Below are 20,309 nucleotides of genomic sequence, written 5' to 3'. Positions count from 1 at the left end.
GCGCGTCATGGTAGTCGTGCGGGAAGGCCGCGCCGGTGCCGGCCGCCGCTGGAGGACTTCGATGCTTCTTCATTCCCCCCTTGCGAAGATCCTGGGCCGAGGCGCGCTGTTCCTGATGATCGCCGCGACCTCGACGGGCTGCGGCGGCTGTGGCGATGCGTCGCTCCAGTGCGACCCCGATGGCGAGAACTGTTTCCTCTGCGACGGTTACGGGTGTCGCCCCGTGGAGCCGGACATCGACACCGGCAGCAGCGGGGGTCAGGGCGGCGCGGGTCCGGTAGACCCGGGCCAGGGCGGCGCAGGCCAGGGCGGCGCGGGGGGCGCGGAGGCCGAGTGCGACGCGGAGCTCACCACGTGTCCCTGCGACGGCGACGGCGCATGCGAGGACGGCACGCGGTGCGTCGACGGGCTCTGCATCGCGGCGTGCGAGTTCAGCTACGAGTGCGGCGACGGCAGGGTGTGCGTGAACGGCGAGTGCGCCGATGGCTGCTCCAACGCCGCGCCCTGCGCGGAGCCCGGCACGCGCTGCGACCGCGGGGTCTGCGTCCCCGACCCCGCGAACCCCGAGTGCGGCGACGCGGCCCCGTGCGAGGGCGGCGCGGTCTGCGTCGACGGCGCCTGCACCACCGGCTGCGCGACGCACGCGGACTGCGCGCCCGGCGAGGTGTGCAACGCGGCCACCGGCGCGTGCATGGACGATCCCTCGCCTCAGCCCGGCTGCGGCGCCAAGGCCTGTGCGGCGCAGGGTCAGGAGTGCATGGAGGACGGCTACTGCCACTACCCGTGCGAGAACACCCGGGCCTGCCAGCTCATCGACAGCCGCTTCGTCGGCTGCGAGGACGGGTTCTGCAAGACGCGGGAGGAGGTCGCGCCGGAGTGCTCGCTCGACGAGCCTTGCCCCGACGGCGAGAGCTGCATCTCGGGCAAGTGCCTCTGATTCCCCGCACACCTTGACCGTCCGTCACGCGGCGGGTAATCGCCTCCAATGGTCTCCCGCTCTCCCGTCCATCGGCCCGCGCCGCTCTTCGCTCGGATCGCCCGCGCCGCCGCCGTGTCGCTCGCCCTCGTCGTGCCGAGCGTCGCCGCCGCCGAGACCCGGATCGCCGTCGTCGACGTGCAGCACGCCGTCATGCAGACGGAGGACGGCATCCGGGCGCAGGCCACGCTGAAGAAGCTCTTCGACCGGCGGCAGCAGGAGCTCGACGCGAAGCAGACCGAGCTCCAGCGGGCGCGCGAGGACATCGAGAAGCAGTCGCGCGTGCTCTCGCGCGAGTCGCTCCAGAAGCGGATGGAGGACTGGCAGCGCCAGATGGTCGAGCTCCAGACCGTGTTCGTCGACTACAACAAGGAGCTCCAGAAGAAGCAGGGCGAGCTCACCGGGCCCATCCTCAAGAAGATGATGCTCATCGTCGGCCGGATCGCGAAGAAGTCGGGCTACGAGATCATCTTCGACAAGCAAGCGGCCCCGTACGTCCGCGCCGATCTCGATCTGACGGAGCAGGTCATCCAGCTCTACAACACCGGCGGCGGCGAGGACGACGCGGGCGGCGACAAGGCAGAGAAGAAGGACGACGCGAAGTAGCGCGCCGCCCGCGCGCTCCGCACCGCGGAAAGGAGCCGGCCTTGCCTGAGCGAACCCAAGCGCCCGTCACGCTCGACATCCATCAGATCCTGTCGATCCTGCCGCACCGTTACCCCTTCGTGATGGTCGACCGGGTGACGGAGATCACCGCCAACAAGTGCATCCGCGGCTACAAGTGCGTCGCTTACAACGAGCCCTGGTTCCAGGGGCACTTCCCCCAGCGGCCGATCATGCCCGGGGTGCTGATCCTGGAGTCGCTCACGCAGCTCGGCGGCATCCTCGCCTATGCGTCGGATCCGTTCGACGCCACGTCGAACCTCATGTTCTTCCTTGGCATCGACAAGGCGAAGTTCCGCCACACCGTGACGCCCGGCGACCGGCTCGATCTCTACGCCGAGGTGCTGCACCACCGCTCGAACGTCTGGAAGCTGCGCGGCGAGGCGAGCGTCGACGGGACGCTCTGCGCCGAGGGAGAGATGCTCGCTTCCATCGTGGATCGCGAGCCCTGATCGGGGAGGGAGATCGCATCATGAGGCCCAGTCCATCGCCGTCGTTCGCCCGGGTCCTCGCGGCCCTCTGCGCCTCGCTCGCCCTCTCGCTCGCAGGCGGCTGCGGCGGCGCCGCGCCCATCGCGCCCCCTGCGCCCGCGACGGGCGGCGGCCTGATCGGCTCGGCGGCGCCCGAGCTCGCGGCCGAGGTCGTGAGCGGCGAGGGGCCCTCGACGCTCAAGGACGCGCGCGGCAAGGTGGTGATCGTCGATTTCTGGGCGACCTACTGCCGCCCCTGCAGAAGATCGTTCCCCAAGTACCAGGAGCTCGTCGACCGCTTCGGCGGCAATCTCGCCGTGCTCGCCGTCTCCCTCGACGCCCCCGAGGACGTCTCGACGGAGCAGCTCGCGGGGTTCGCGGACGAGGCGGGCGTCAGGTTCAAGATCCTCTGGGACAAGGACCAGCGCGCGGAGAAGGCGTACAGGCCGCGGAGGATGCCGACCGCGTTCGTCGTCGATCGGGACGGCGTCGTGCGCCATATCCACGCGGGCTACGAGGACGGCGAGGAGGACAAGATCTCCCGGGAGGTCGAGGCGCTGCTCGGCCCGGCGGCGGCTCCGCCGCCTGCCGACGACGGCCGCCGATCCCCTTGACGCTCCCGAGGAGGCGACGCTCGTCCTGATGACCCCCACCCTGATCCGGCGCGTCTCCGTCGAGGCGCTCGACATCCCGCTGCACGAGCCGTTCGGCATCGCCGGCGGCGCGCAGGAGCGCGCGGCGAACCTCCTCGTCACCGTGGAGCTCGCCGACGGGACGCTCGGCTTCGGCGAGGCGGCGCCGCTGCCCGCGTTCAACGGCGAGACGCAGGACGGGTCGCGCGCCGCCGCCCTCTCCTTGCGCGAGGCCGCGGTGGGCTCGGACGCGCGCGCGTGGCGCGCCGTCGCGCGCGCGCTCCGCGAGGCGTCCGGGGGCGGCGCCGGCGCGGCGCGCTGCGCGATCGAGACCGCGATCCTCGACGCGCTCACGAAGCGCGCGGGCATGCCGCTCTGGGCCTTCTTCGGCGGCTCGGGGACGGCGCTCACGACCGACATCACCATCACCACCGGCTCACCGGAGCGCGCGGAGGAGGCCGCGCGGCGCGCCTCGGCCATGGGCTTCCGCGCGCTCAAGGTGAAGGTCGGCGGCCGCCTCGCCGCGTCGGACCCGGCGCGCATCGAGGCGATCCACGCGGCCGCGCCCGGGGCGTCGCTGATCCTCGACGGCAACGGCGGGCTCACCGCGAGCGAGGCGCTCGCGCTCGTCGCGCACGCGCGCCGGCTCGGCGCGGACGTCGCGCTGCTGGAGCAGCCGGTGCCGCGGGACGACTGGGACGGCATGAAGGAGGTCACGCGGCGCGCCGGCGTCGACGTGGCCGCCGACGAGAGCGCCGCCTCCGCGGAGGACGTGCTCCGCGTCGCGGCGGAGCGCGCGGCGACCGTGGTGAACATCAAGCTGATGAAGGGCGGCATCGCCGAGGCGCTCGACATCGCGGCGGTCGCCCGCGCCGCGGGGCTCGGGCTCATGATCGGCGGCATGGTCGAGTCGGTGCTCGCGATGACGGCGTCGGCGTGCTTCGCCGCCGGCCTCGGCGGGTTCTCGTTCGTCGATCTCGACACGCCCCTGTTCCTCGCCGAGAACCCGTTCGACGGCGGCTTCGTCCAGCGAGGCCCGGCGCTCTCCCTCGAGGGGATCCGCGCCGGCCACGGCGTCACCCCGGAGCGCCGCTCTCCAGGGGCGGGCTAGCGGCCGCGTCGCCGACAGCGCCGATCCACGCCGGCACGCCCAGCAGATCGAACGGGCCCCGCAGGTCGTCGGGCAGCGGCGCGGCGAGGCGCAGCGGCGCGCCCGTCTCGGGGTGGGCGACGGCGAGCTCGGCCGCGTGGAGCGCGAGGCGGTGCAGCGCATACCGCTCGCGGAACAGGCGGTTGTGCTCGCCCTTGCCGTAGTTCACGTCGCCGATGATCGGGTGGCTGATGTGCTTGAGGTGCCTCCGCACCTGGTGCAGGCGGCCCGTGCGCGGGCGCGCCTCGACGACGGCGTAGCGCTCGAGCGCGTGGAGGCGCTCGAAGTCGGTGACGGCCGGCACGCGCGGCCCCCCCTCGCGCCGCGGGATCGGGTGATCGACGCACCCGCGCTCGGGGGGGACGCCGCGCACGAGCGCCAGGTAGCGCTTCCGCGCGAGGCCCTGCTCGAACTGCGCGCAGAGCAGCGCCGCGGCGGCGGCGTCGAGCGCGACGAGCAGCACGCCGCTCGTCGCGCGGTCGAGGCGGTGGACCGGGTAGACCTTCCGGCCCAGCGCGCGCTCGGCGAGGTCGACGAACACGACCGGCGCGTCGCCCCAGCCGCGGTGCACGAGCAGCCCGGACGGCTTCGCGAAGGCCGCGACACGATCGTCCAGGTGGAGCAGGGAGAGCTGCATCTCGGCCGCGCTCATCCCGTCCCGAGCGCGAGGTACCGCGCGAGCCGCTGGTACAGGGCGGCCGCGAGCTCCGCGTCGTGCTCGCAGACCTCGGCGAAATCGTCCTTGCGGATCCGGATGAGCCGCGTCCGCGCGGCGGCGACCGGCAGCTCGCCCTTGCGCCGCGCGCCCACGAGCGACTCCGGGAAGAGCAGGCCGGAGGACCCGACGCGCCGCCCGTCCGGCAGATTCACGGCCCCGTCGAGCACCAGGTAAGCGACCAGATCGCTCGCGACGTCGCGCGGGATCCGATCCCCCGCGCCGAGCTCCACCTCCACGCCGGCCGCGAGCGCCCCGAGCACCGCCGCGGGGCTCATGCCGGCGAGGAGCGGGCACGCGGAGAGCACCGACAGATCGCGCGAGGACGGGCCGGCGTCGTCCGCGCGCTTCACGAAGCGCTCCTTGATGTCGATGACGATCACGCTCGCGTTGTCGTGGCCCCCCCGCTCGCGCGCGTGGCCGAGGAGGCCGGCGGCGACCTCCTCGGGCCCGCCCTTCGAGCAGAAGCGGGAGAGCGACGCCTCGCTGTCGATCGCGTTGTGCACCCCGTCGGTGCAGAGGAGGATGCGGTCGCCGCGCGAGAGATCGACGAACACGGTGTCGACCGCGACGGTGCCCGCGAGCCCGATCGCGTTCACGAGCGGGTTCCGTTGCGGCTTCCTGGCCGGGGTCGGGTTGCCGGCCGCGCGGAGCGTATCGTAGAGAGCGTGGTCCTGGGTGAGCTGGACGGTGGTCGTCGGGCGAACCAGGTACGCGCGGCTGTCGCCCGCGTGGGCGAAGAACGCCCGGCTGTGCGCGAGCACGACGAAATCGAGCGTCGTGCCCATCCCCTGGTAGCTCGGCTCCGTGCGGCGCGCCTCCAGGATGGCCGCGTGCGCGGCCTCGGCCACGCGCCGGAGCAGCGCGAACACCTCGCGCCGCGCCTCGATGTTCGGGTCGGCCACGTACGCGTCGAGGATGGCGGCGGCGGGCGGACGGAGCACCTCGCCGCGCACCGTGTCGACAGCGATCTGAGCCGCGACCTCGCCCGCGGCGTGGCCGCCCATCCCGTCGGCGATGCCGAAGAGGGCGAGCTCGGGGCAACAGAGGATCCGGTCCTCATTGCTCGGGCGGACGAGGCCGACATCGGTCGATGCGGCGAACTCGATGCGATAGTCGAAGCGTGGGAGGATCCGGGACACCGCGACCAGGATAGACACCGTGCGGGCGGCGTCAAAATGGCGCGTCTGTCGACGACCGCGCGGCGGCTCCACGCCCGCTCGCCTGCGTCGGCCGGCCCTCCCCCTGTCCCTGCCGCGAGCGCGCGCCACGTCGCCGCCCCGCTGCCCCCCTCGCGGCGGCGCGCAGCGGGGCCTCGCCCTGCCCTGGCCCCGCTGACGCGGGCCGGCGCGCCCTGCGCACCGGCCGAGGCGAGGCCGTGCCTCCGGCGGACACACCAGCGTGCAACGCGCACGGATCCACGGTTGGCCCGACTCTCGCGTCTTCGGGGAGCATGCAACTCATCGAGGTGGACGTCGGGCGCTTTCGGCTCGAATTCGGCGGAGGGCTCGGGCTGGAGGTCATCGTCCTGTTCAGCCGCTCGGTGGCCTTCTGGCGCTGGGGCGGCGAGCTCGTTGCGGAGGTCAGCGTCGGCGTGAGCTGAACCGGACAGCCGTCGTCTCGCCCTGAGCCCCGCCGGCCACAGCAGATTCGGGGCGCGCAGCGGAAGAGCCCCAGACGAAAAATTCCGGTAGGATTCGGCTCGACCGCATGAGGCCTCGCCGCTGCCTGACATCCACCACGCTCGCTCCTGCCGCGGCTCTGCCGGAGGCCTGCGCAGCGACTCGGCCGTTCACGCTCGAGCTCGGCGGTCCGACGCGGACTGCGGGGCGCGCGACCTCGCGCCGCTCGTGGAGCGCGCGATGACGGTAGAACCGCGGATCGACGTCGCCACGATGCGGCGCGCGCTGTCCACCGCCGAGGCGGTGATGGCGCTGAACCCTCCCGAGTCGCCGATGACCGAGGGGTACCGGCTGTTCCGGGTGTCAGGCGGTGACGTCGCGTGGCTGGACCTGCCCGCGAACAGCGGCGCATATGCCGTCTTCGGCTCGCACCCGCGCTGCGACATGAAGTTCGCGTCGGGCGACGACGTCTGCGTGCGCCACCTGGTCGCCACCTGCTGCAACCTCCCCGACGGCGGCTTCGGCCTGCGGCTCATGGATCTGCAGACCTCGATCCCCTTCTTCGTGGACGACGACGTGCCGCGGCGGTCGATCGTCGTCAGCGGCCCGCTGCTCGTGCGCATCGGCAAGCACGTGGTCGGCGGGCTCCCGGTCGGGCCGCGCGCCTCATCGAGGGTGCTCGAGGTGAGCTCGTGCGGGATGAGCGAGCCGCCGCGCGGCCTCGAGAGCGTCGCGAGCAAGGCCGTCAGCGAGGGCGCCGCGCCGCCCCCGGCGACCGAGGGCATCACGACCAGCCACCGCTTCGCCCGCGGAGAGATCTCGCACATCACGTCGGTGCGCCCCGTCTCGCACATCGAGGAGATGGTGGCGCCGCGCGCGAAGAGCGGGTACGTGCGGCTCACGCTGCAATCGAGCGAGCGCAGCGCCGCGGTCGAGCTGCCCCAGCAGGCGCTCGACGACGGCGTGCTGCTCGGGCGCGCCGACAACTGCCTCGACCGCGGCCTGCGCGCCGTCCTGAGCACGCACATCTCGCGGACCCACCTGCTGCTCCTGCGGGACGGCGCGGAGATCATGGCCCTCGATCTCTGCTCGACGAACGGGACGAGGTTCGCAGGCCAGAAGGTCCGCCGCGTGATGGTGCCCGCCGAGGGCCTCGCGCTCACGCTCGGCCCCGAGCTCACGCTGGTCTGGCACCCGCAGACCTGACGCGGGTCGCCCTCGCGGCGCGCTACGCGAGGAGCTGGCGCGCGATGACGAGGCGCTGGATCTGGCTCGTGCCTTCGTAGATCTGGAGGACCTTCGCGTCGCGCATCATCTTCTCGACGGGGTACTCCTTCACGTAGCCGTTGCCGCCGAACACCTGCACGGCGTCCACGGCGGTCTGCATGGCGCTGTCAGCTCCGTAGGCCTTCGCGAAGCTCGAGACGATCGGGTCGCGCACCCCGTGATCGAGGTTCCACGCGGCCTTCTGGTAGAGCAGGCGCGTCCCCTCGACGCGGATCGCCATCTCCGCGAGCATCCACTGGATGAGCTGGTGGTTGCCGATCGGCTGGCCGAAGGTCTTGCGCTCCTTGGCGTAGGCCACGCACTCGTCGACGCAGCGCCGCATCAGGCCCGTCGCGGCCGCGCCGATGTCGGGGCGGGTCTGGTTGAAGGTCTCCATGGCGAGCTTGAAGCCCTGCCCCTCGGGCGCGAGCAGGTTCGCCTTCGGCACCTTCACATCATCGAGGAACACCTGGGCGGTGTCGCTCGCCCGCTGGCCGAGCTTGTCCTCCTTCTTGCCGACGCGGACGCCGGGCGTGTCGCGGTCGACGATGAACGCCGCGATCCCCTTGTGCCGCAGCTCCGGGTTCGACGTCGCGAAGATCACGTAGTAGCGCGCGTAGCTCGCGTTCGTGATCCAGCACTTCTGCCCGTTCAGCACGTAGTCGTCCCCGTGCTTCGTGAAGCGCGTCTTGAGGCCCGCGACGTCGCTGCCCGCGTCCGGCTCGCTCGTGCAGTAGCTCGCCATGATCGGCTCGGCGGTGAGCATGCCGAGGTACTTCTTCTTCTGATCCTCGTTGCCGGCGAGCTTGATGGGGGTCAGCGCGAGGCCGTTCGCGAGGAAGCTCGTCTGGATCCCGGTGCATCCGTACGAGAGCTCCTCGGCGAGGAGGGCGTTCTCGAGCTCGCCCATCCCCGGGCCGCCGTACTCGGCCGGGCACGTCGGGTTGACGAGGCCGATGTTCCAGCCCTCCACGAAGACATCCATCGGGAAGTACGACTTCTGATCGCACTCGGCCGCGATCGGGAGGATGCGCTCCTTCGTGAAGCGACGCGCCGTATCGATGAGAGCCTTGTGCTCTTCGCTCACAGAGAAATCGACCACCTTGTGACCTCCGGCTAGTGGGGCGGGGACGGCGCTCGGCGGGCCCGCCAGCTACGCGGGACGAGGGCCTGCGCCCCCGTCACTCCTTCATTCTGCGCCTGCGTCGCTCGAGCTCGGCGCGCACGGCGCGGCTGCCCAGAATGTAGCCGACGATCAGCCCAAGCATCAGCACCACGGGGATGTAGAGCGCGTGCTGCGGGGTCATCTCCCCCAGGTTCGGCATCAGCCCGCCCCCTGGCCCGCTCCAGCCCGCGCCTTCTGCACGGCGGCCTCGAGCGCGTCGATGCGCCGGTCGATCTGCTTCTGCCGGCGCCAGGAGACGAAGACCAGCGCGAAGAGGATGAGCCAGATCGCGGCGTACGCCTCGACCAGCAGCTTCTCTCCGCTCTGCATGTCGTTCCCCCCCTGAACGGGGCGGAACGCCTGCGCTCGGTCGTCCGTCGTGGTGCTCGTCGGCTGCTGCAACGCCGCATGGGAGAACAAGGAATGATTGGATTGCATGTTGTCAGTCCTCTCCGATGCCGGCTTCGAGGGCCTCTTGCTCGAGCTCCGCGAGCCGCGCGGACGCGAGATCGACGCGGTAACGCGCCCACACGAGCGCGAGGGTGAGCAGGGTGAACGAGAGGAAGCCGAAGCCGAGCGCCATCTTCATGTCAGGGTGCCCGAGGCCGCCGCCTTTGCCCGTGATGACCGTGGGGTGGTTACCGCCCCACATCTTCACCGAATAATGGATGATCGGCAGGTTGGCCGCGCCGAGGACGCCCAGGGCCGCCGCGAACTTGCGCTCGGCGTCGCTGTCGCCGGTGAAGGCGCGGAGCACGACGTAAGCGATGTAGATAAGCACGCTGAGCAGCGACGTCGTGAGGCGCGGATCCCACGTCCAGTACACGCCCCACGCCTTGGCGGCCCACAGCGGACCGGTGACGAGGACGATCAGCCCCATCGCCACGGCGACCTCGGCGCCGGCCTTCGCCAGCGAATCCCAGCGCTGGGTGCCGCGCGCGAGGTAGCCGGCGGAGCCGATGAAGCAGATGGTCGCGCCGATGTACATCGCGTACCCGGCGGGGGCGTGGAAGTAGAAGATCTTCTGCACGATCCCCATCGAGGCCTCGGTCGGCACGACGTAGGCCACGAAGTGGAGAGTGCCGATGACGGCGAGGGCCGACGCCGCGAGCAGGACGTAAAACGCGATGCTGGCGCCCGCGGATGCGCCGCTCGCCGCGCGCCGCGCCGCATCACCGTTCGCTGCCAAAGCCACCTTGTGCGGCGCCCGCTCGACGTTGACGTTGGCTCCCATGCTGTCGCGCACCGTACTGCCAAGGACGGTCGCGTTCAAGCCGGGGTGACGTTGAGCCGAGCGGCGCCCGAGCGGCGCCCGAGCGACGCAGCGCGTGCCTCAGCGCGGCCGCCCCCTCGCTCAGGTGCCGTCCGGCGCGATGGCGTCCCAGCCGGTCGCCTTCGCCAGCCGCGACATCGCCATGTCGAGATCCATCGTCGCGTTCAGCTGGTTGAATCGGTTCGTGGCATATGCCTTGGCTGGATCGATGAGATCCTTGTCCGCCATCGTCCCGACGTCGATTCCTTGCTGCACCATCACGAGCCAGCGCTTCCCGTACTTGGCCGCCTTGGTGTACGCGTCGAGCCGCTTCTGGGCCTCCACGACCTCGGCATAGGCGGTCTCGACCTCGGTCGCGACCCCGCCCATGGCGAAGCGCTGCGTCGCGGCCATCTCCTCGAGCTGCGCCTCGGCGGCGCGGATGCGCGCCGATTGCGGCAAGAGGTCGAGCTTCCACTGCAGCGCGAGCGCCGCGCTGTAGTGAAAGAAGTTGCCGGGGTCGCTGGTGAACGGGTTCAGCTGATCCGCGACCTCCGGGGCGGCGCTCACCCCGACCTGCAGGGCGATGCCGATGTCGGGGAACAGCTGCGCGCGCGCGAGCCGCACCTGCGCGGACCTCGCGTCGAAGCCGGCGCGCGCCTGCGCGAGCTCCGGCCGGTACAGGCGCGCCGCGGTCAGGTAACGGGTGACGTGGCCGAGCCGGTGGTTCGGCGGGCGGATCGGGACGTCGGGGATGTCGAGCTCCGCGACGCCCGTGTAGAAGCGCAGCCCCGCCAGCGCGACCGAGATGTATTTGTCGACCTCGGCCCCGCGCGCCTCGAGCTCGGCCCCGAAGGTCTGCAGCTTGAGCAGCTCGATGGGATCGCCCTCCTCGCGCTCGACCTGCTCCTCGAGGCGCCGGAGGGCCTTGTCCATCTCGGCCCTCACGTCGACGAGCAGGCTCCGCGAGTCGCGCGCGAGCTGGAGGCCGAAATAGGCCTTGCGGACGTCGAGCCGCACCGCGTCCCGCTCCTTCTCGACGCTCGCCTGGTTCACCCGGACGTTCGCCTCGGCGGCGTCCCAGAGGTTCGTGATCTTCCCGAACGTCCAGAGCGGGACGACGCCGTCGATGTTCACGCGCCAGCCGACCCCGAGGCTCGAGGTGAGCGAGACGTCGGTGTTCGGGCTGAAGACGTTGTTCCCGCGGACGGTCGGCGCGAGCGCGACGCCGCCCGTCAGCTTGAACTGCGAGAACGGGGCGTACCGGGCCTCGTCGAGCTGCGCGCGGACCTGGTCGAGCTTCGCGCGCGCGGCGGCGACGTTCGGGTGATTGCGGTCGGCGAGCGCGAGCACGCCGGGGAGATCGTGGACCACCGCCGCTCGCCGCCCGGGCGCCCCGCCGGTGTCGGCGGCGGCAGCAGGGAGCGGCGCGAGCCGGACCGCGAGGGAAACGGCGGCGGCAGCAAGGGCAGCTCGTGCAGCGCGTCGGGCCATTTTCGGCGCAACGTAGCACGAGCCGGCCGCGCGCTTCTGCGACGTGCGCGCGCGACGTGTGCGCGCGACGTGGGCCGCGACGTGTCCGCGCGTCAGCCCGCGCCGCCCTTGCTCGGCCCCGCCCCGTCGCTCTCCCCCTGCGCCGGCTCGTCTCCGCGCGACGCGACTTTTTTCTTCAGCCTCCGGAAGTTCGAGCGATCCATCCCCGCCTGCCGCGCCGCCTCGCTGAGGTTGTTGCCCGTGCGCTCCAGCAGGCGCCCGACGTAGATCTGATCGAACGCGTCGACGGCGCGCTCCTTGGCCTCCGCGTAGGCGAGATCGCAGAGCTCGGCCGGCAAGACGAGCGCGTCCCTCGGAGGGCGAAGCGGCGGCCCGGAGCGCCCCGACACCGAGGGCGGCAGATCCGCGGGCAGGATCGCCTCGCCGCGCGCGGAGATCACGGCGTGCTCGATGGCGCTCTCGAGCTCGCGCGCGTTGCCCGGCCACGCGTGCTCGCGGAGCAGGCGCGCCGCCTCGGGGCCGATCCGCTTGACGTCGCGCCCGTGCCTGCGCGCGCACCGGTTCAGGAAGTGGCTCGCGAGCAGCGCGACGTCCTCCTTGCGCCGCCGGAGCGGCGGCAGCTCGACGACGATGACGCCGAGCCGGTACGCGAGATCCTCCCGGAGCTGGCCGGCGGAGGCGAGCTCGCGGAGGCCTTCGCACGCCGACGCGATCACGCGCACGTCGACGCGGCGCGGCTCGCCCCCCGCCCTCGCGATCTCGCCGTGCGTGAGGACCCGGAGCAGCCTGGCCTGGGCCGCGGGCGGCAGCGCCGAGACCTCGTCGAGGAAGAGCGTGCCCTTGTCCGCCGCCTCGATCAGGCCCCCGCGGGCGCGCCCGTCCGGCGAGGCGTCGCCGCCTTCGCCGAAGAGCTCGTCCTCGGCCCGCGACCCCGGCAGCGCGCTGCAGTCGACGGCCACGAACGGCCGCGCGGCGCGCGGGCCGCGCCGGTGGACGGCGCGCGCGACGAGCTCCTTGCCCGTCCCGCGCTCGCCGATCAGCAGCAGGGGCGCGCCGACGGCCGCCACGCCGAGGGCCTTCCTGTAGGCGTCCTGCATCGCGGCGGAGCTCGTGATCACCTCGCCGAGCTGCTCGTGCTCGTCGACCCGCTCCTCGAGGGCCCGCGCGCGGCCCTCGAGCCGCCGGCGCTCGATCGCGCGCTCGATCGCGATCGAGACCGCGGCCTCCGCGTCGACGGGCTTCGTCACGAACCCGTACGCGCCGGCGCGCACGGCCGCGATCGCGGCGTCGAGGTCGGCGTGGCCGGCCATCACCACGACCTCGACGTCGGGGTACGTGGCCCTGATCCGATCCAGCACCTCGGCGCCGCTCATGCGCGGCATGGCGAGGTCGAGCAGCACCGCCTCGACGCGGGTCGTCGCGAGCAGCCCGAGCGCCGCGGGGCCGTCCTCCGCGGTGAGGACGTCGAAGTCGCGCACGAGCGCGCGCGCCAGGCCGCGGCGCAGGGCCGGCTCGTCGTCGACGAGGAGGATACGGGCGCGATCTGGGGCGTTCACGAGGCGGAGCGGCGAGGCGCGACTACAGCGGCTTGCGTGAGGCGAAGGGCGGGAGGTCGGTGCCCCGGCGCGTCTGCGGCTCCCTCGGCTCGTCCGCGGGCGCATGCCCCGCGTGCGTCGCGGCGAAGGCGGGATCGCTGGAGCGGCGGAGCTTCCCCGGCGGCGGCGAGGACTGCGGCTCGCCGCTCGCCGCCGGCGTGTAGATCTGGCCGTGCTGCTGGAAGACGCAGATCCGGTTGCCGCCCTCGCGCTTCGCCTGGTTGAGCGCGCTCTCGGCGGCGCGGATCAGCCCGTCCTTGGAGCGGACGTCGCGCGAGGGGTAGAGCGCGACGCCGATCGAGACGCTGCACGGCCTCGCCTCTCCGCCGAACTCGACCGGGTTGCCGGCGGCCTCGCGCCAGATCCGCTCGGCCACCGTCAGCGACCCGGCGAAGTGGGTGCTCGGCAGGACGATGAGGAACTCCTCGCCGCCGTAGCGCGCGACCACGTCCACCTCCCGGACGGAGCGGCGGATCCCATCGGCCACGCGCCGGATCACGGCGTCACCGAGCGTGCGCCCCCCGGTCTCGTTCATCACCTTCAGCCGATCGATGTCGACGAGCACGCAGGCGAACGGCTCGTGGTAGCGCTCCGCGCGCTTGAACTCCTCGTTGAGCCGCGTGAAGAGGTAACGGTAGTTGTAGAGCCCCGTCATCTCGTCGTGGATGGAGAGCTGCTCCAGGTAGGCGCGCTGCGCCGCGACCTGGTCGTGCAGCCGCTTGATCCGGAGCATCGCGCCGACCCGCGCGAGGAGCTCCTCCTCCTCGAACGGCTTGCAGACGTAGTCGTCAGCGCCGATCTTGAGCCCCTCGACCCGGTTCGCCGTGTCGCTCTTCACGGTGACCAGCACGACGGGGAGGAACGACTCGGAGGTCATGCTCTTGAGCAGCCTGCACGCCTCGAGGCCGGTGAGCCGGGGCATCACGATGTCGAGGAGCACGAGATCGACCCCTCCCCGCCCGATCAGCTCGATCGCCTCCTGACCGTCGTCGACCGCCTCGACCTGGAAGCCGGCCTTCTGGAGGATGCTCGCCAGCATCTGGCGCGCGAGGCGGTCGTCGTCCGCGACGACGATCCTGGCCGGTCGACCGCTCGGTAGCTCGATCGGCGCGGAGAGCGGGGCGCTTCGGAGTTCGTCGCTGTTCGGCACCGGCACATCCTCCCTTCAGCCGGGGCCGGGCGCAACGAGATCGCGCTGCGGCGGACGCCGCCTCGCCGAAGGTCGCGCGCGGTCGCGCGCAATCACGAAGGCAATCGCGGGAGTTGCCCGGGCAAGTCGCCCCTGCGTCGCCGATCTCGCGCGGGCTGCCGTCGCGCTGGTTTCGCGGTAAGGACCCGGCATGACTCAGGCGCGGTTCTGGAAGCTCGCGGCGCTCGCGCTGGCCTTCACGCTCGGCGTGATCCTGTGGGGCGCGTTCGTGCGCGCGACCGGCTCGGGGGCCGGCTGCGGCAGCCACTGGCCGACGTGCAACGGCGACGTCATCCCGCGCTCTCCGAGCGCGGCGACCTTCATCGAGTTCACGCACCGCGCCACCTCGGGCGTCGCGTTCCTGCTCGTCGCGCTGCAGCTCGTCTGGGCCTTCGTCGCGTATCCGTCGGGCCACCCCGTGCGCGGCGGCGCGGCCGCGTCGATGCTGTTCATGATCACCGAGGCGGCGGTCGGCGCCGGGATCGTCCTGCTCGAGTACGTCGCCCACGACGCGTCGGCGGCCCGCGCGCTCTGGATGGCCGTGCACCTCATCAACACGTTCCTGCTGGTGGGCGCCATGACCTGCACCCTCTACTGGGCGCGCGGGGGCCGGCGCGTGCGCTTGCGCGGCCAGGGGGTGACGGGCGCGCTGCTCGGCGCCGGGCTCGCGGGGGTCCTGGCGGTGGGCGTGACCGGGGCCATCGCCGCGCTCGGGGACACGCTCTTCGCCGCGGCGTCGCTCCGCGAGGGCCTGGCGCAGGATTTCTCGCCCGCGGCGCACTTCCTGCTGCAGCTGCGCGTGCTGCACCCGACCGTGGCGGCGGCCGTGAGCGTCTACCTCCTCTTCGCCCGCGGCGCCGTCGCTGCCCGGCGCCCCTCGCCTGAGATCGCGCGGCTCTCGGCGGCGACCGGAGCGCTCGTGCTGGTGCAGATCGGCGCGGGGCTCCTCAACCTCTTCTTGCTCGCGCCGGTGTGGATGCAGCTCGTCCACCTCCTGCTCGCCGATCTCCTGTGGATGGTCCTCGTCACGTTCGCCGCGGCGGCGATGAGCGAGTCGGCCTCGCCGGCGGACGCGAGCCCGCCCGGGGAGAAGGCCCGGCGGGAGGCGGTCGCCCTCTAGTTGCCCTGAAGCGGTGAGCTCGGCCTCGGCCCGGGCCCCCGCCGCGGCCAGCCGGAGCCCTAGAGATCCGAGCTCTCCTCGTCGCTCCCGGGGTCCTGCGAGATCGTGCGGCGCTCCGAGCGCTTGCGCGCTCCCTCGGCCGGCGCCGCGGAGCGCTGCTCGGGGACGGACGGGGGGAAGTCGACCTGGAGCACCATCCCTTGATCGGTCTCGAGCACGCGGTAGGTCGCGTCGGCCTGGGTGCGCAGGTCGATCACCATGTCGAGATCGTTGCCCTGGCCGACGAGCTGCACCTGGGTCACCGGGGTCGCGAAGAACGACGTCACGAGCGGGAAGCGGTTCGTCTGGATCGCCCCCGCGCCCTTCAGCCGGTAGACGAGGCGTCCGGCAGCCTTCGACTCGGCGACGTCGACCTTGCCGCCGTGGATCTGCACGAACACGCGCGAGCCGCCGGTCGGGAGCATGCGGAAGCCGGGGAAGGTGGCGACCGGCCGCCCGGCGAGGCTCGCCTGCGCGTCCTTCTTGGGCTTGCGCGCGCGCCCGGGGCGCTTCGGCGCCCCGGCGGTGCCGCCGCGCGGCTTGTTGACCGCCGGCTTCTGCGGGGCCGCGGCCTTCTCCGGCGCCGCGGGGGCCTTCGGGGCCGGCTGGGCGGTGGCGCCCTGCGCGAGGGCCAGCGACGAGGCGAGGCCGAGGGCCAGCGAGAGGCTCAGCGAGAGGTGCCTGGAAGGTCGCATCCTAGCAGTACAGCACGACCGCCTGGCCCGGCAAAGGCGGCAGCACGGTAAGCTCCGCGTGTGCCGGCCCGCGCTCCACGCTTCTCGCATGTCATCGGCGTCGACGACGCGCCGTTCGCCCGCGACCACCGCGGCGACGTGCAGGTCGTCGGGACCGTCTTTTCGGGGCTGCGCCTCGAGGGCGTCCTCTCCACCCGCGTGAGGCGCGACGGGCGGAACGCCACCCCCGCGATCGCCGCGATGATCCGCGGCTCCCGCTTCTACGCCCAGGCGCAGGTGGTCATGCTCCAGGGCATCGCGGTGGCGGGCTTCAACGTCGTCGATCTCGCGGCGCTGCACGAAGCCCTCGCCCTGCCGGTCGTGGTGGTGGCGCGGCGCCTCCCCGACCTCGACGCGATCCGCGACGCGCTGCTCTCGCGCGTCCGGGGGGGACGCCGCAAGTGGGCGCTCATCCAGCGCGCCGGCCCGATGGAGCCGGTCGCGGGCGTGCACGTGCAGCGCGCCGGCATCTCGCTGGACGACGCGAGCGCGCTCATCGCGCGGCTCTCCGTGAACGGCCGCCTCCCCGAGCCCCTGCGCGCCGCGCACCTCATCGCCGGCGGGCTGACCACCGGCGAGAGCCGCGGGCGCGCGTGACGGGACGCTGACGAGCCGCGGACGGGCCGCGACGGCTCGCGCGCGTCAGAGCGCCTGCCGGCGCGGAGCGCCGGCGGTGCCCGCCTTCTCGGCCTTCTTCCCGCGGCCTGTCACCTTCGAGTAGATGACGTCGAGGTTGGCGTTGATGTCGAGATAGAACTGAGCGTCAGGGCTGTAGAAGAAGTTCCTCCGCTGGCCGCCCTCCCCGAGCTGCCTCGTTGTGTTGTTGTAGCCGAGCGTGAGGTCGACAACCTCGTAGACCGGGTAGTTCAGGTTGATGTCGAACGACGTGCTCGGATGGTAGGTCTCGCCGCGGGACTCGACCGGGGCGCAGCCGGTCGCGATCTTGGCGCACAGGTCCTCGAACCCGTGCTTCCACTGGGGGAGCAGGGCGAAGCTCGTCGCCATCGAGAGGTCCTTGTAGAGCGGTAGGCTGAAGTCGAGGCTCACGGTCAATCGGTCCATGACGAAAGAGGTCCCGCTCAGCTGCTCATCGGGGGCCACCTCGCCGCTCGGGTTCATCCGGGGCCGGTTGAGGTCGCCGTTCACCGGCGTGAATGACCTCGAGAACAGGTGCGCATACATCACACCAAGCCTCGCCGTCACATCGTTGAGCCCGCTGGCCTTCGAGCCGAGCAGCTTGACCTTCTGCGTGATCTGCGGGCCGAGCGACAGGGTGAAGTACTTGCCGGAGTTCCAGCTCGCCGGCGAGGTCGGCAGGATCACGCGCAGCCGCATGGCGGCGTCCGTCTTGTAATCGCCTTTGTTCGCGCCGCCGCTCTGCCAGAGCTCGCGCCTGTACTGGGCGCCGAGCGAGGCGTCCTTGAGCTGCGTCTCCCGTCGGTCCGCCGTGATGTCGCTGTTCGTGAGCTCGACCAGCCAGCCGATCTCGGCTGACAGGGACACCTTGTCCTTGGGGCGGTCGAGCAGGTAGTAGCTCGGCCTCAGCGTGAAGTCCCAGCCGTAGACCTGGATGTCGGGCGCGTACTCGCCGCCGACGCCGAAGAGGGTCGTGCTGCCGGCCTGGTTCCAGGTGAACGTCGTCCCCCGCCAGCGCAGGTTCGTCTCTTCGTCCTCCTCCTGCATCGAGTCCGCTGCGGTGGCCTGATTCCACTGCACCACCGGGGAGACCGCGCCTGAGTCCGGCCGCGAAGTCTCCGGGGGTGACGGCGCCTCCGCCGGAGGCTGAGGCTGCGCGGGGGGCGCCGGCTCCGCGGGCGGAGCGGCAACCGGCGCAGCAGCAGGAGCGCCGGGAACCGCGGCAGGAGCGCCGGGCGCTGCCGGCGCCGGGGCGGCCGGTTGCTCGGTCGGCTGGAGCGGCGTGGGATCGACCGGCGGAGCTGTCGGCTGGGCGGGCGGCGTCTGCGCGGACGCTACCGAGATGCTGCCCAGGACACCGGCAGCCACAAGCAACGATCGGAACGTCATCTCCACTCCCTCTCCTGGTCGCCTCGGACCCTCGCGCTCCACCGCGCGCTTGGCCAAACGTCGGCCCCACTCCGCGCGCCCCCGGCGGTCAGCGCGCCGGGACACCTGCTCGGTCCGCCCCTCTGCAGAAAACGTACCCTGCTGCAAAGACCACCCAAGCATTGGTAATCATTCAACAACCACGGCCGCCGCCGCGCGCCCGTTACGGGGCTGACGCGCGCCCCCGTTGCGAATGTGACGATGCCTGAAGTAAGCCAGCGGGCGATGGAGCCGATGTCCTTCCCGGGCGACAGGGATTCGCCCCTCTCGCCGCGATCCCCAGGAAGCCCCCGCGGCGACGACGGCGGGGGCCACCGGCCCACCGAGATCAACGCCCTCCTGGGCCGCGGTACGCACTTCGAAGGCAAGCTCTTCTTCGAGGGCCGCGTGCGCATCGACGGCAGCTTCCGCGGCGAGATCCGCGGCGAGGACGTGCTCGTGATCGGCGAAGGGGCGCTCGTGATCGGGGAGATCCACGTCGTCACGTGCATCGTCACGGGCGGCGAGGTGCAGGCGAGCATCCGCGCCCGCGATGCCATCGAGCTCTACGCTCCATCCAAGGTGACCGGCGCCCTGCACGCGCCCGCCATCTTCATCGACCGCGGCGTGCAGTTCGACGGCTCCTGCAAGATGGCCCCGCTCGACGAGGAGCCAGGCGAGCGGCCCCTGCGGCCGCCCGCGGCGTCGTCCGAGCCCGACGCCGACGCTGCCGGACAGGCCGCGAGCGCCGCGCCCACGACGCCCACGACGCCCACGACGCCCACGACGCCCACGACCGACGACAGCGGCGGCAGCGCGCAACGCGCGCGTGAGCGTTGAGCGCGCCGACGCCGACCGCTGAATTCCGCCCTCGTCCGAAGAAAGCATGTTTTCTGTAGTGCGCAGGCGTGCGGCCGCGTGCTGACGGAGTTACATCTAGCGAGGGGCTGCGGTCTCGCCGCCCGAGGCGCATGTCCGCGACGTGGGGGGGAGCCCGCGCTGACGGACGTCGCTCGAACAGGAGAGTCCATGAAGAAACTGTGGTCCCTGTCCCTGATCGCCTTCTCGCTCGCCGTCCTCGCCCTCTCCCTCTCGCCGCGCGCGGCCCGCGCCGCCGACGCCGAGTCGGAGAAGCTCGCGTCGCTCGGGAAGGCGCTCCGGTACACGCTGAAGACCACCGGGCCCGTCGCCGCGATCGACACCGGGGGCGCGGCGATCCTCGTGAAAGCGCCCCTGTCGACGGTCCGGAAGATCGTCACCTCCTACGGCAACTACAAGACGTTCATCGGCCCCTTCGACCAGAGCCGCGTGCTCACGAAGCGCAAGGGAACGAGCGAGGTCTATCTCCAGGTGCCGATCCTGAACGGCGCCGCGCACATCTGGACGGTCGCCGACATGTCGCCGCCCACCAAGGACGGCGCCGACGAGGTGATCTCCGGCCGCCACAAGCGCGGCAACGTCGCCGACTTCCGCGCCCGCTGGCGGCTCCGCGCCGTCGACGAGCACCACACGATCCTGAAGCTCGAGATCTTCGTCGCCCCGAAGCTCCCTTTCCCGCCCTCGGTCGTGACGACACAGCTCGTCAAGGCGGCCGACAAGGCGGTGACCGCCGTGCGGAATCGCGCACAGTCCGAGGCGCCCCCCGCCGGGGCGACCACCGCCGCCGCCACCGACGTTCCGCCGGGCACCGCAGCGAGCACGTCCGCCGCCGCGTCCGCTGGCTCGGCTCCCGCCGCGCGAGGCGACGACCAGGGCAGCGGGACGGCAGCCCCCGCCGTGCTGCCGGCGAGCGTGGCCGATCTGCCGCCGGCCGACGACACAGGCGTCCGCCGCGACAAGGACGTGGCGCACCGCTAGCTCTCCTCGCAACCGACCCAACCGACAGGGCGCCTCGCGACAGAGCGTCCAACCACCCCTCCTCCGTTTCCCTCCTTCCGTCCGCCCTTCCCCGCTCGATTCTACCGGGGCGGCTCACGCGCCCGTCGTGACGCCCGGTCGCCTCCGGTCGCCTCCGTTCACCGCTGAGCCTGTTGAAAACCCCGGAGCGCCCCGGGCGTGCTCCGGCGCGCGCTTGCTGGGTGCAATTCCGCAGATCTACGGAGGCTACGGCCTGGACCGTCCAGGGTTCCCAACAGGTTTTTCAACACGCATTCCGATTTCCCCACAAGAATTCCCACATTCCGC

The 20,309-nt window shown here is 72.1% G+C and carries 22 protein-coding genes; 11 read left to right on the top strand and 11 right to left on the bottom strand.

The window, feature by feature from the left end; all coding sequences use genetic code 11:
* Positions 1-61: 61 nt before the first annotated feature.
* Genes WME95_RS16070 through WME95_RS16050 form a run of 5 tightly spaced genes read left to right on the top strand, consistent with a single transcriptional unit; the run spans position 62 to position 3,852 of the window.
* Entirely contained in the window at positions 62-937 is an 876-nt protein-coding gene (locus WME95_RS16070) for a hypothetical protein (RefSeq protein ID WP_437909222.1), read from the top strand.
* Positions 938-985: 48 nt separating this feature from the next.
* On the top strand, positions 986-1,582 hold the full coding sequence (locus WME95_RS16065; protein WP_437552722.1) for an OmpH family outer membrane protein: 597 nt from the start codon (positions 986-988) through the stop codon (positions 1,580-1,582).
* Between the two features lie 41 nt (positions 1,583-1,623).
* Positions 1,624-2,091 (top strand): 3-hydroxyacyl-ACP dehydratase FabZ, encoded by a 468-nt coding sequence (gene fabZ, locus WME95_RS16060; protein WP_437552721.1) that lies wholly within the window; start codon positions 1,624-1,626, stop codon positions 2,089-2,091.
* Positions 2,092-2,111: 20 nt separating this feature from the next.
* Positions 2,112-2,723, top strand: a complete 612-nt coding sequence (locus WME95_RS16055) for a TlpA family protein disulfide reductase (protein ID WP_437909221.1) — start codon at positions 2,112-2,114, stop codon at positions 2,721-2,723.
* Positions 2,724-2,751: 28 nt separating this feature from the next.
* Positions 2,752-3,852 (top strand): dipeptide epimerase, encoded by a 1,101-nt coding sequence (locus WME95_RS16050; protein WP_437909220.1) that lies wholly within the window; start codon positions 2,752-2,754, stop codon positions 3,850-3,852.
* On the opposite strand, the gene WME95_RS16045 is transcribed toward WME95_RS16050, so the two are convergent.
* Together WME95_RS16045 and WME95_RS16040 are read right to left on the bottom strand one after the other, a co-directional pair.
* Complete coding sequence (locus tag WME95_RS16045) at positions 3,818-4,528, bottom strand: pseudouridine synthase (RefSeq protein WP_437909219.1); 711 nt, start codon at positions 4,526-4,528, stop codon at positions 3,818-3,820. The two genes, WME95_RS16050 and WME95_RS16045, sit on opposite strands and share 35 nt — an antisense overlap.
* Positions 4,529-4,539: 11 nt before the next feature.
* Complete coding sequence (locus WME95_RS16040) at positions 4,540-5,748, bottom strand: protein phosphatase 2C domain-containing protein (protein ID WP_437552717.1); 1,209 nt, start codon at positions 5,746-5,748, stop codon at positions 4,540-4,542.
* 311 nt (positions 5,749-6,059) lie between these two features.
* On the opposite strand from WME95_RS16040, the gene WME95_RS16035 reads away from it, so the two are divergent.
* Positions 6,060-6,209 (top strand): hypothetical protein, encoded by a 150-nt coding sequence (locus WME95_RS16035; RefSeq protein ID WP_157906681.1) that lies wholly within the window; start codon positions 6,060-6,062, stop codon positions 6,207-6,209.
* A gap of 259 nt (positions 6,210-6,468) precedes the next feature.
* Positions 6,469-7,434, top strand: coding sequence for an FHA domain-containing protein (locus WME95_RS16030; RefSeq protein WP_437552716.1), 966 nt, complete (start codon positions 6,469-6,471; stop codon positions 7,432-7,434).
* Positions 7,435-7,456: 22 nt separating this feature from the next.
* Here the strand turns inward: WME95_RS16030 and WME95_RS16025 are convergent, their stop codons facing one another.
* From WME95_RS16025 to WME95_RS15995, 7 genes are all read right to left on the bottom strand, one after another.
* Complete coding sequence (locus tag WME95_RS16025) at positions 7,457-8,596, bottom strand: acyl-CoA dehydrogenase family protein (RefSeq protein WP_437552715.1); 1,140 nt, start codon at positions 8,594-8,596, stop codon at positions 7,457-7,459.
* Positions 8,597-8,675: 79 nt separating this feature from the next.
* A complete protein-coding gene (locus WME95_RS16020; protein WP_012235483.1) occupies positions 8,676-8,819 on the bottom strand; it encodes a hypothetical protein in 144 nt (47 codons plus the stop codon).
* Positions 8,819-9,097, bottom strand: coding sequence for a CcmD family protein (locus tag WME95_RS16015; protein ID WP_437909218.1), 279 nt, complete (start codon positions 9,095-9,097; stop codon positions 8,819-8,821). Before WME95_RS16015 ends, WME95_RS16020 begins: the two co-directional genes overlap by 1 nt.
* Before the next feature lie 4 nt (positions 9,098-9,101).
* Positions 9,102-9,893: a cytochrome c biogenesis protein gene (locus tag WME95_RS16010; RefSeq protein WP_437552713.1), complete on the bottom strand. Its 792-nt coding sequence runs from the start codon at positions 9,891-9,893 to the stop codon at positions 9,102-9,104.
* Between the two features lie 120 nt (positions 9,894-10,013).
* The gene (locus WME95_RS16005; RefSeq protein ID WP_437552712.1) at positions 10,014-11,405 is read right to left on the bottom strand and encodes a TolC family protein; all 1,392 of its coding nucleotides are present in this window, start codon (positions 11,403-11,405) and stop codon (positions 10,014-10,016) included.
* A gap of 92 nt (positions 11,406-11,497) precedes the next feature.
* The gene (locus WME95_RS16000) at positions 11,498-12,961 is read right to left on the bottom strand and encodes a sigma-54-dependent transcriptional regulator (protein ID WP_437909217.1); all 1,464 of its coding nucleotides are present in this window, start codon (positions 12,959-12,961) and stop codon (positions 11,498-11,500) included.
* Between the two features lie 22 nt (positions 12,962-12,983).
* The gene (locus WME95_RS15995) at positions 12,984-14,150 is read right to left on the bottom strand and encodes a diguanylate cyclase (RefSeq protein ID WP_437909216.1); all 1,167 of its coding nucleotides are present in this window, start codon (positions 14,148-14,150) and stop codon (positions 12,984-12,986) included.
* A gap of 190 nt (positions 14,151-14,340) precedes the next feature.
* Between WME95_RS15995 and WME95_RS15990 the strand changes: the two genes are divergently transcribed.
* Positions 14,341-15,309: a COX15/CtaA family protein gene (locus tag WME95_RS15990; RefSeq protein WP_437909215.1), complete on the top strand. Its 969-nt coding sequence runs from the start codon at positions 14,341-14,343 to the stop codon at positions 15,307-15,309.
* A 59-nt stretch (positions 15,310-15,368) separates the two neighbouring features.
* On the opposite strand, the gene WME95_RS15985 is transcribed toward WME95_RS15990, so the two are convergent.
* A complete protein-coding gene (locus WME95_RS15985) occupies positions 15,369-16,043 on the bottom strand; it encodes a hypothetical protein (RefSeq protein WP_437552708.1) in 675 nt (224 codons plus the stop codon).
* A gap of 60 nt (positions 16,044-16,103) precedes the next feature.
* Between WME95_RS15985 and WME95_RS15980 the strand changes: the two genes are divergently transcribed.
* Positions 16,104-16,679 (top strand): DUF99 family protein, encoded by a 576-nt coding sequence (locus WME95_RS15980; RefSeq protein ID WP_437909214.1) that lies wholly within the window; start codon positions 16,104-16,106, stop codon positions 16,677-16,679.
* A 45-nt stretch (positions 16,680-16,724) separates the two neighbouring features.
* Here WME95_RS15980 and WME95_RS15975 read toward each other — a convergent pair whose 3' ends face one another.
* Positions 16,725-17,801 (bottom strand): hypothetical protein, encoded by a 1,077-nt coding sequence (locus WME95_RS15975; protein WP_437909213.1) that lies wholly within the window; start codon positions 17,799-17,801, stop codon positions 16,725-16,727.
* Positions 17,802-18,347: 546 nt separating this feature from the next.
* On the opposite strand from WME95_RS15975, the gene WME95_RS15970 reads away from it, so the two are divergent.
* Both WME95_RS15970 and WME95_RS15965 read left to right on the top strand, forming a co-directional pair.
* Positions 18,348-18,965 (top strand): bactofilin family protein, encoded by a 618-nt coding sequence (locus tag WME95_RS15970; protein WP_437909212.1) that lies wholly within the window; start codon positions 18,348-18,350, stop codon positions 18,963-18,965.
* A 189-nt stretch (positions 18,966-19,154) separates the two neighbouring features.
* Positions 19,155-19,982 carry an SRPBCC family protein gene (locus WME95_RS15965; RefSeq protein WP_437909211.1) on the top strand — a complete coding sequence of 276 codons (828 nt, stop codon included), beginning with the start codon at positions 19,155-19,157 and terminating at the stop codon, positions 19,980-19,982.
* Positions 19,983-20,309 lie beyond the last annotated feature (327 nt).

The sequence above is a fragment of the Sorangium sp. So ce327 genome, assembly GCF_051530205.1.
Taxonomy (GTDB): domain Bacteria; phylum Myxococcota_A; class Polyangia; order Polyangiales; family Polyangiaceae; genus Sorangium; species Sorangium cellulosum_B.
The sequence above is the reverse complement of the archived record's forward strand: the minus strand, read 5'-3'. Positions and strand labels throughout refer to the sequence as shown.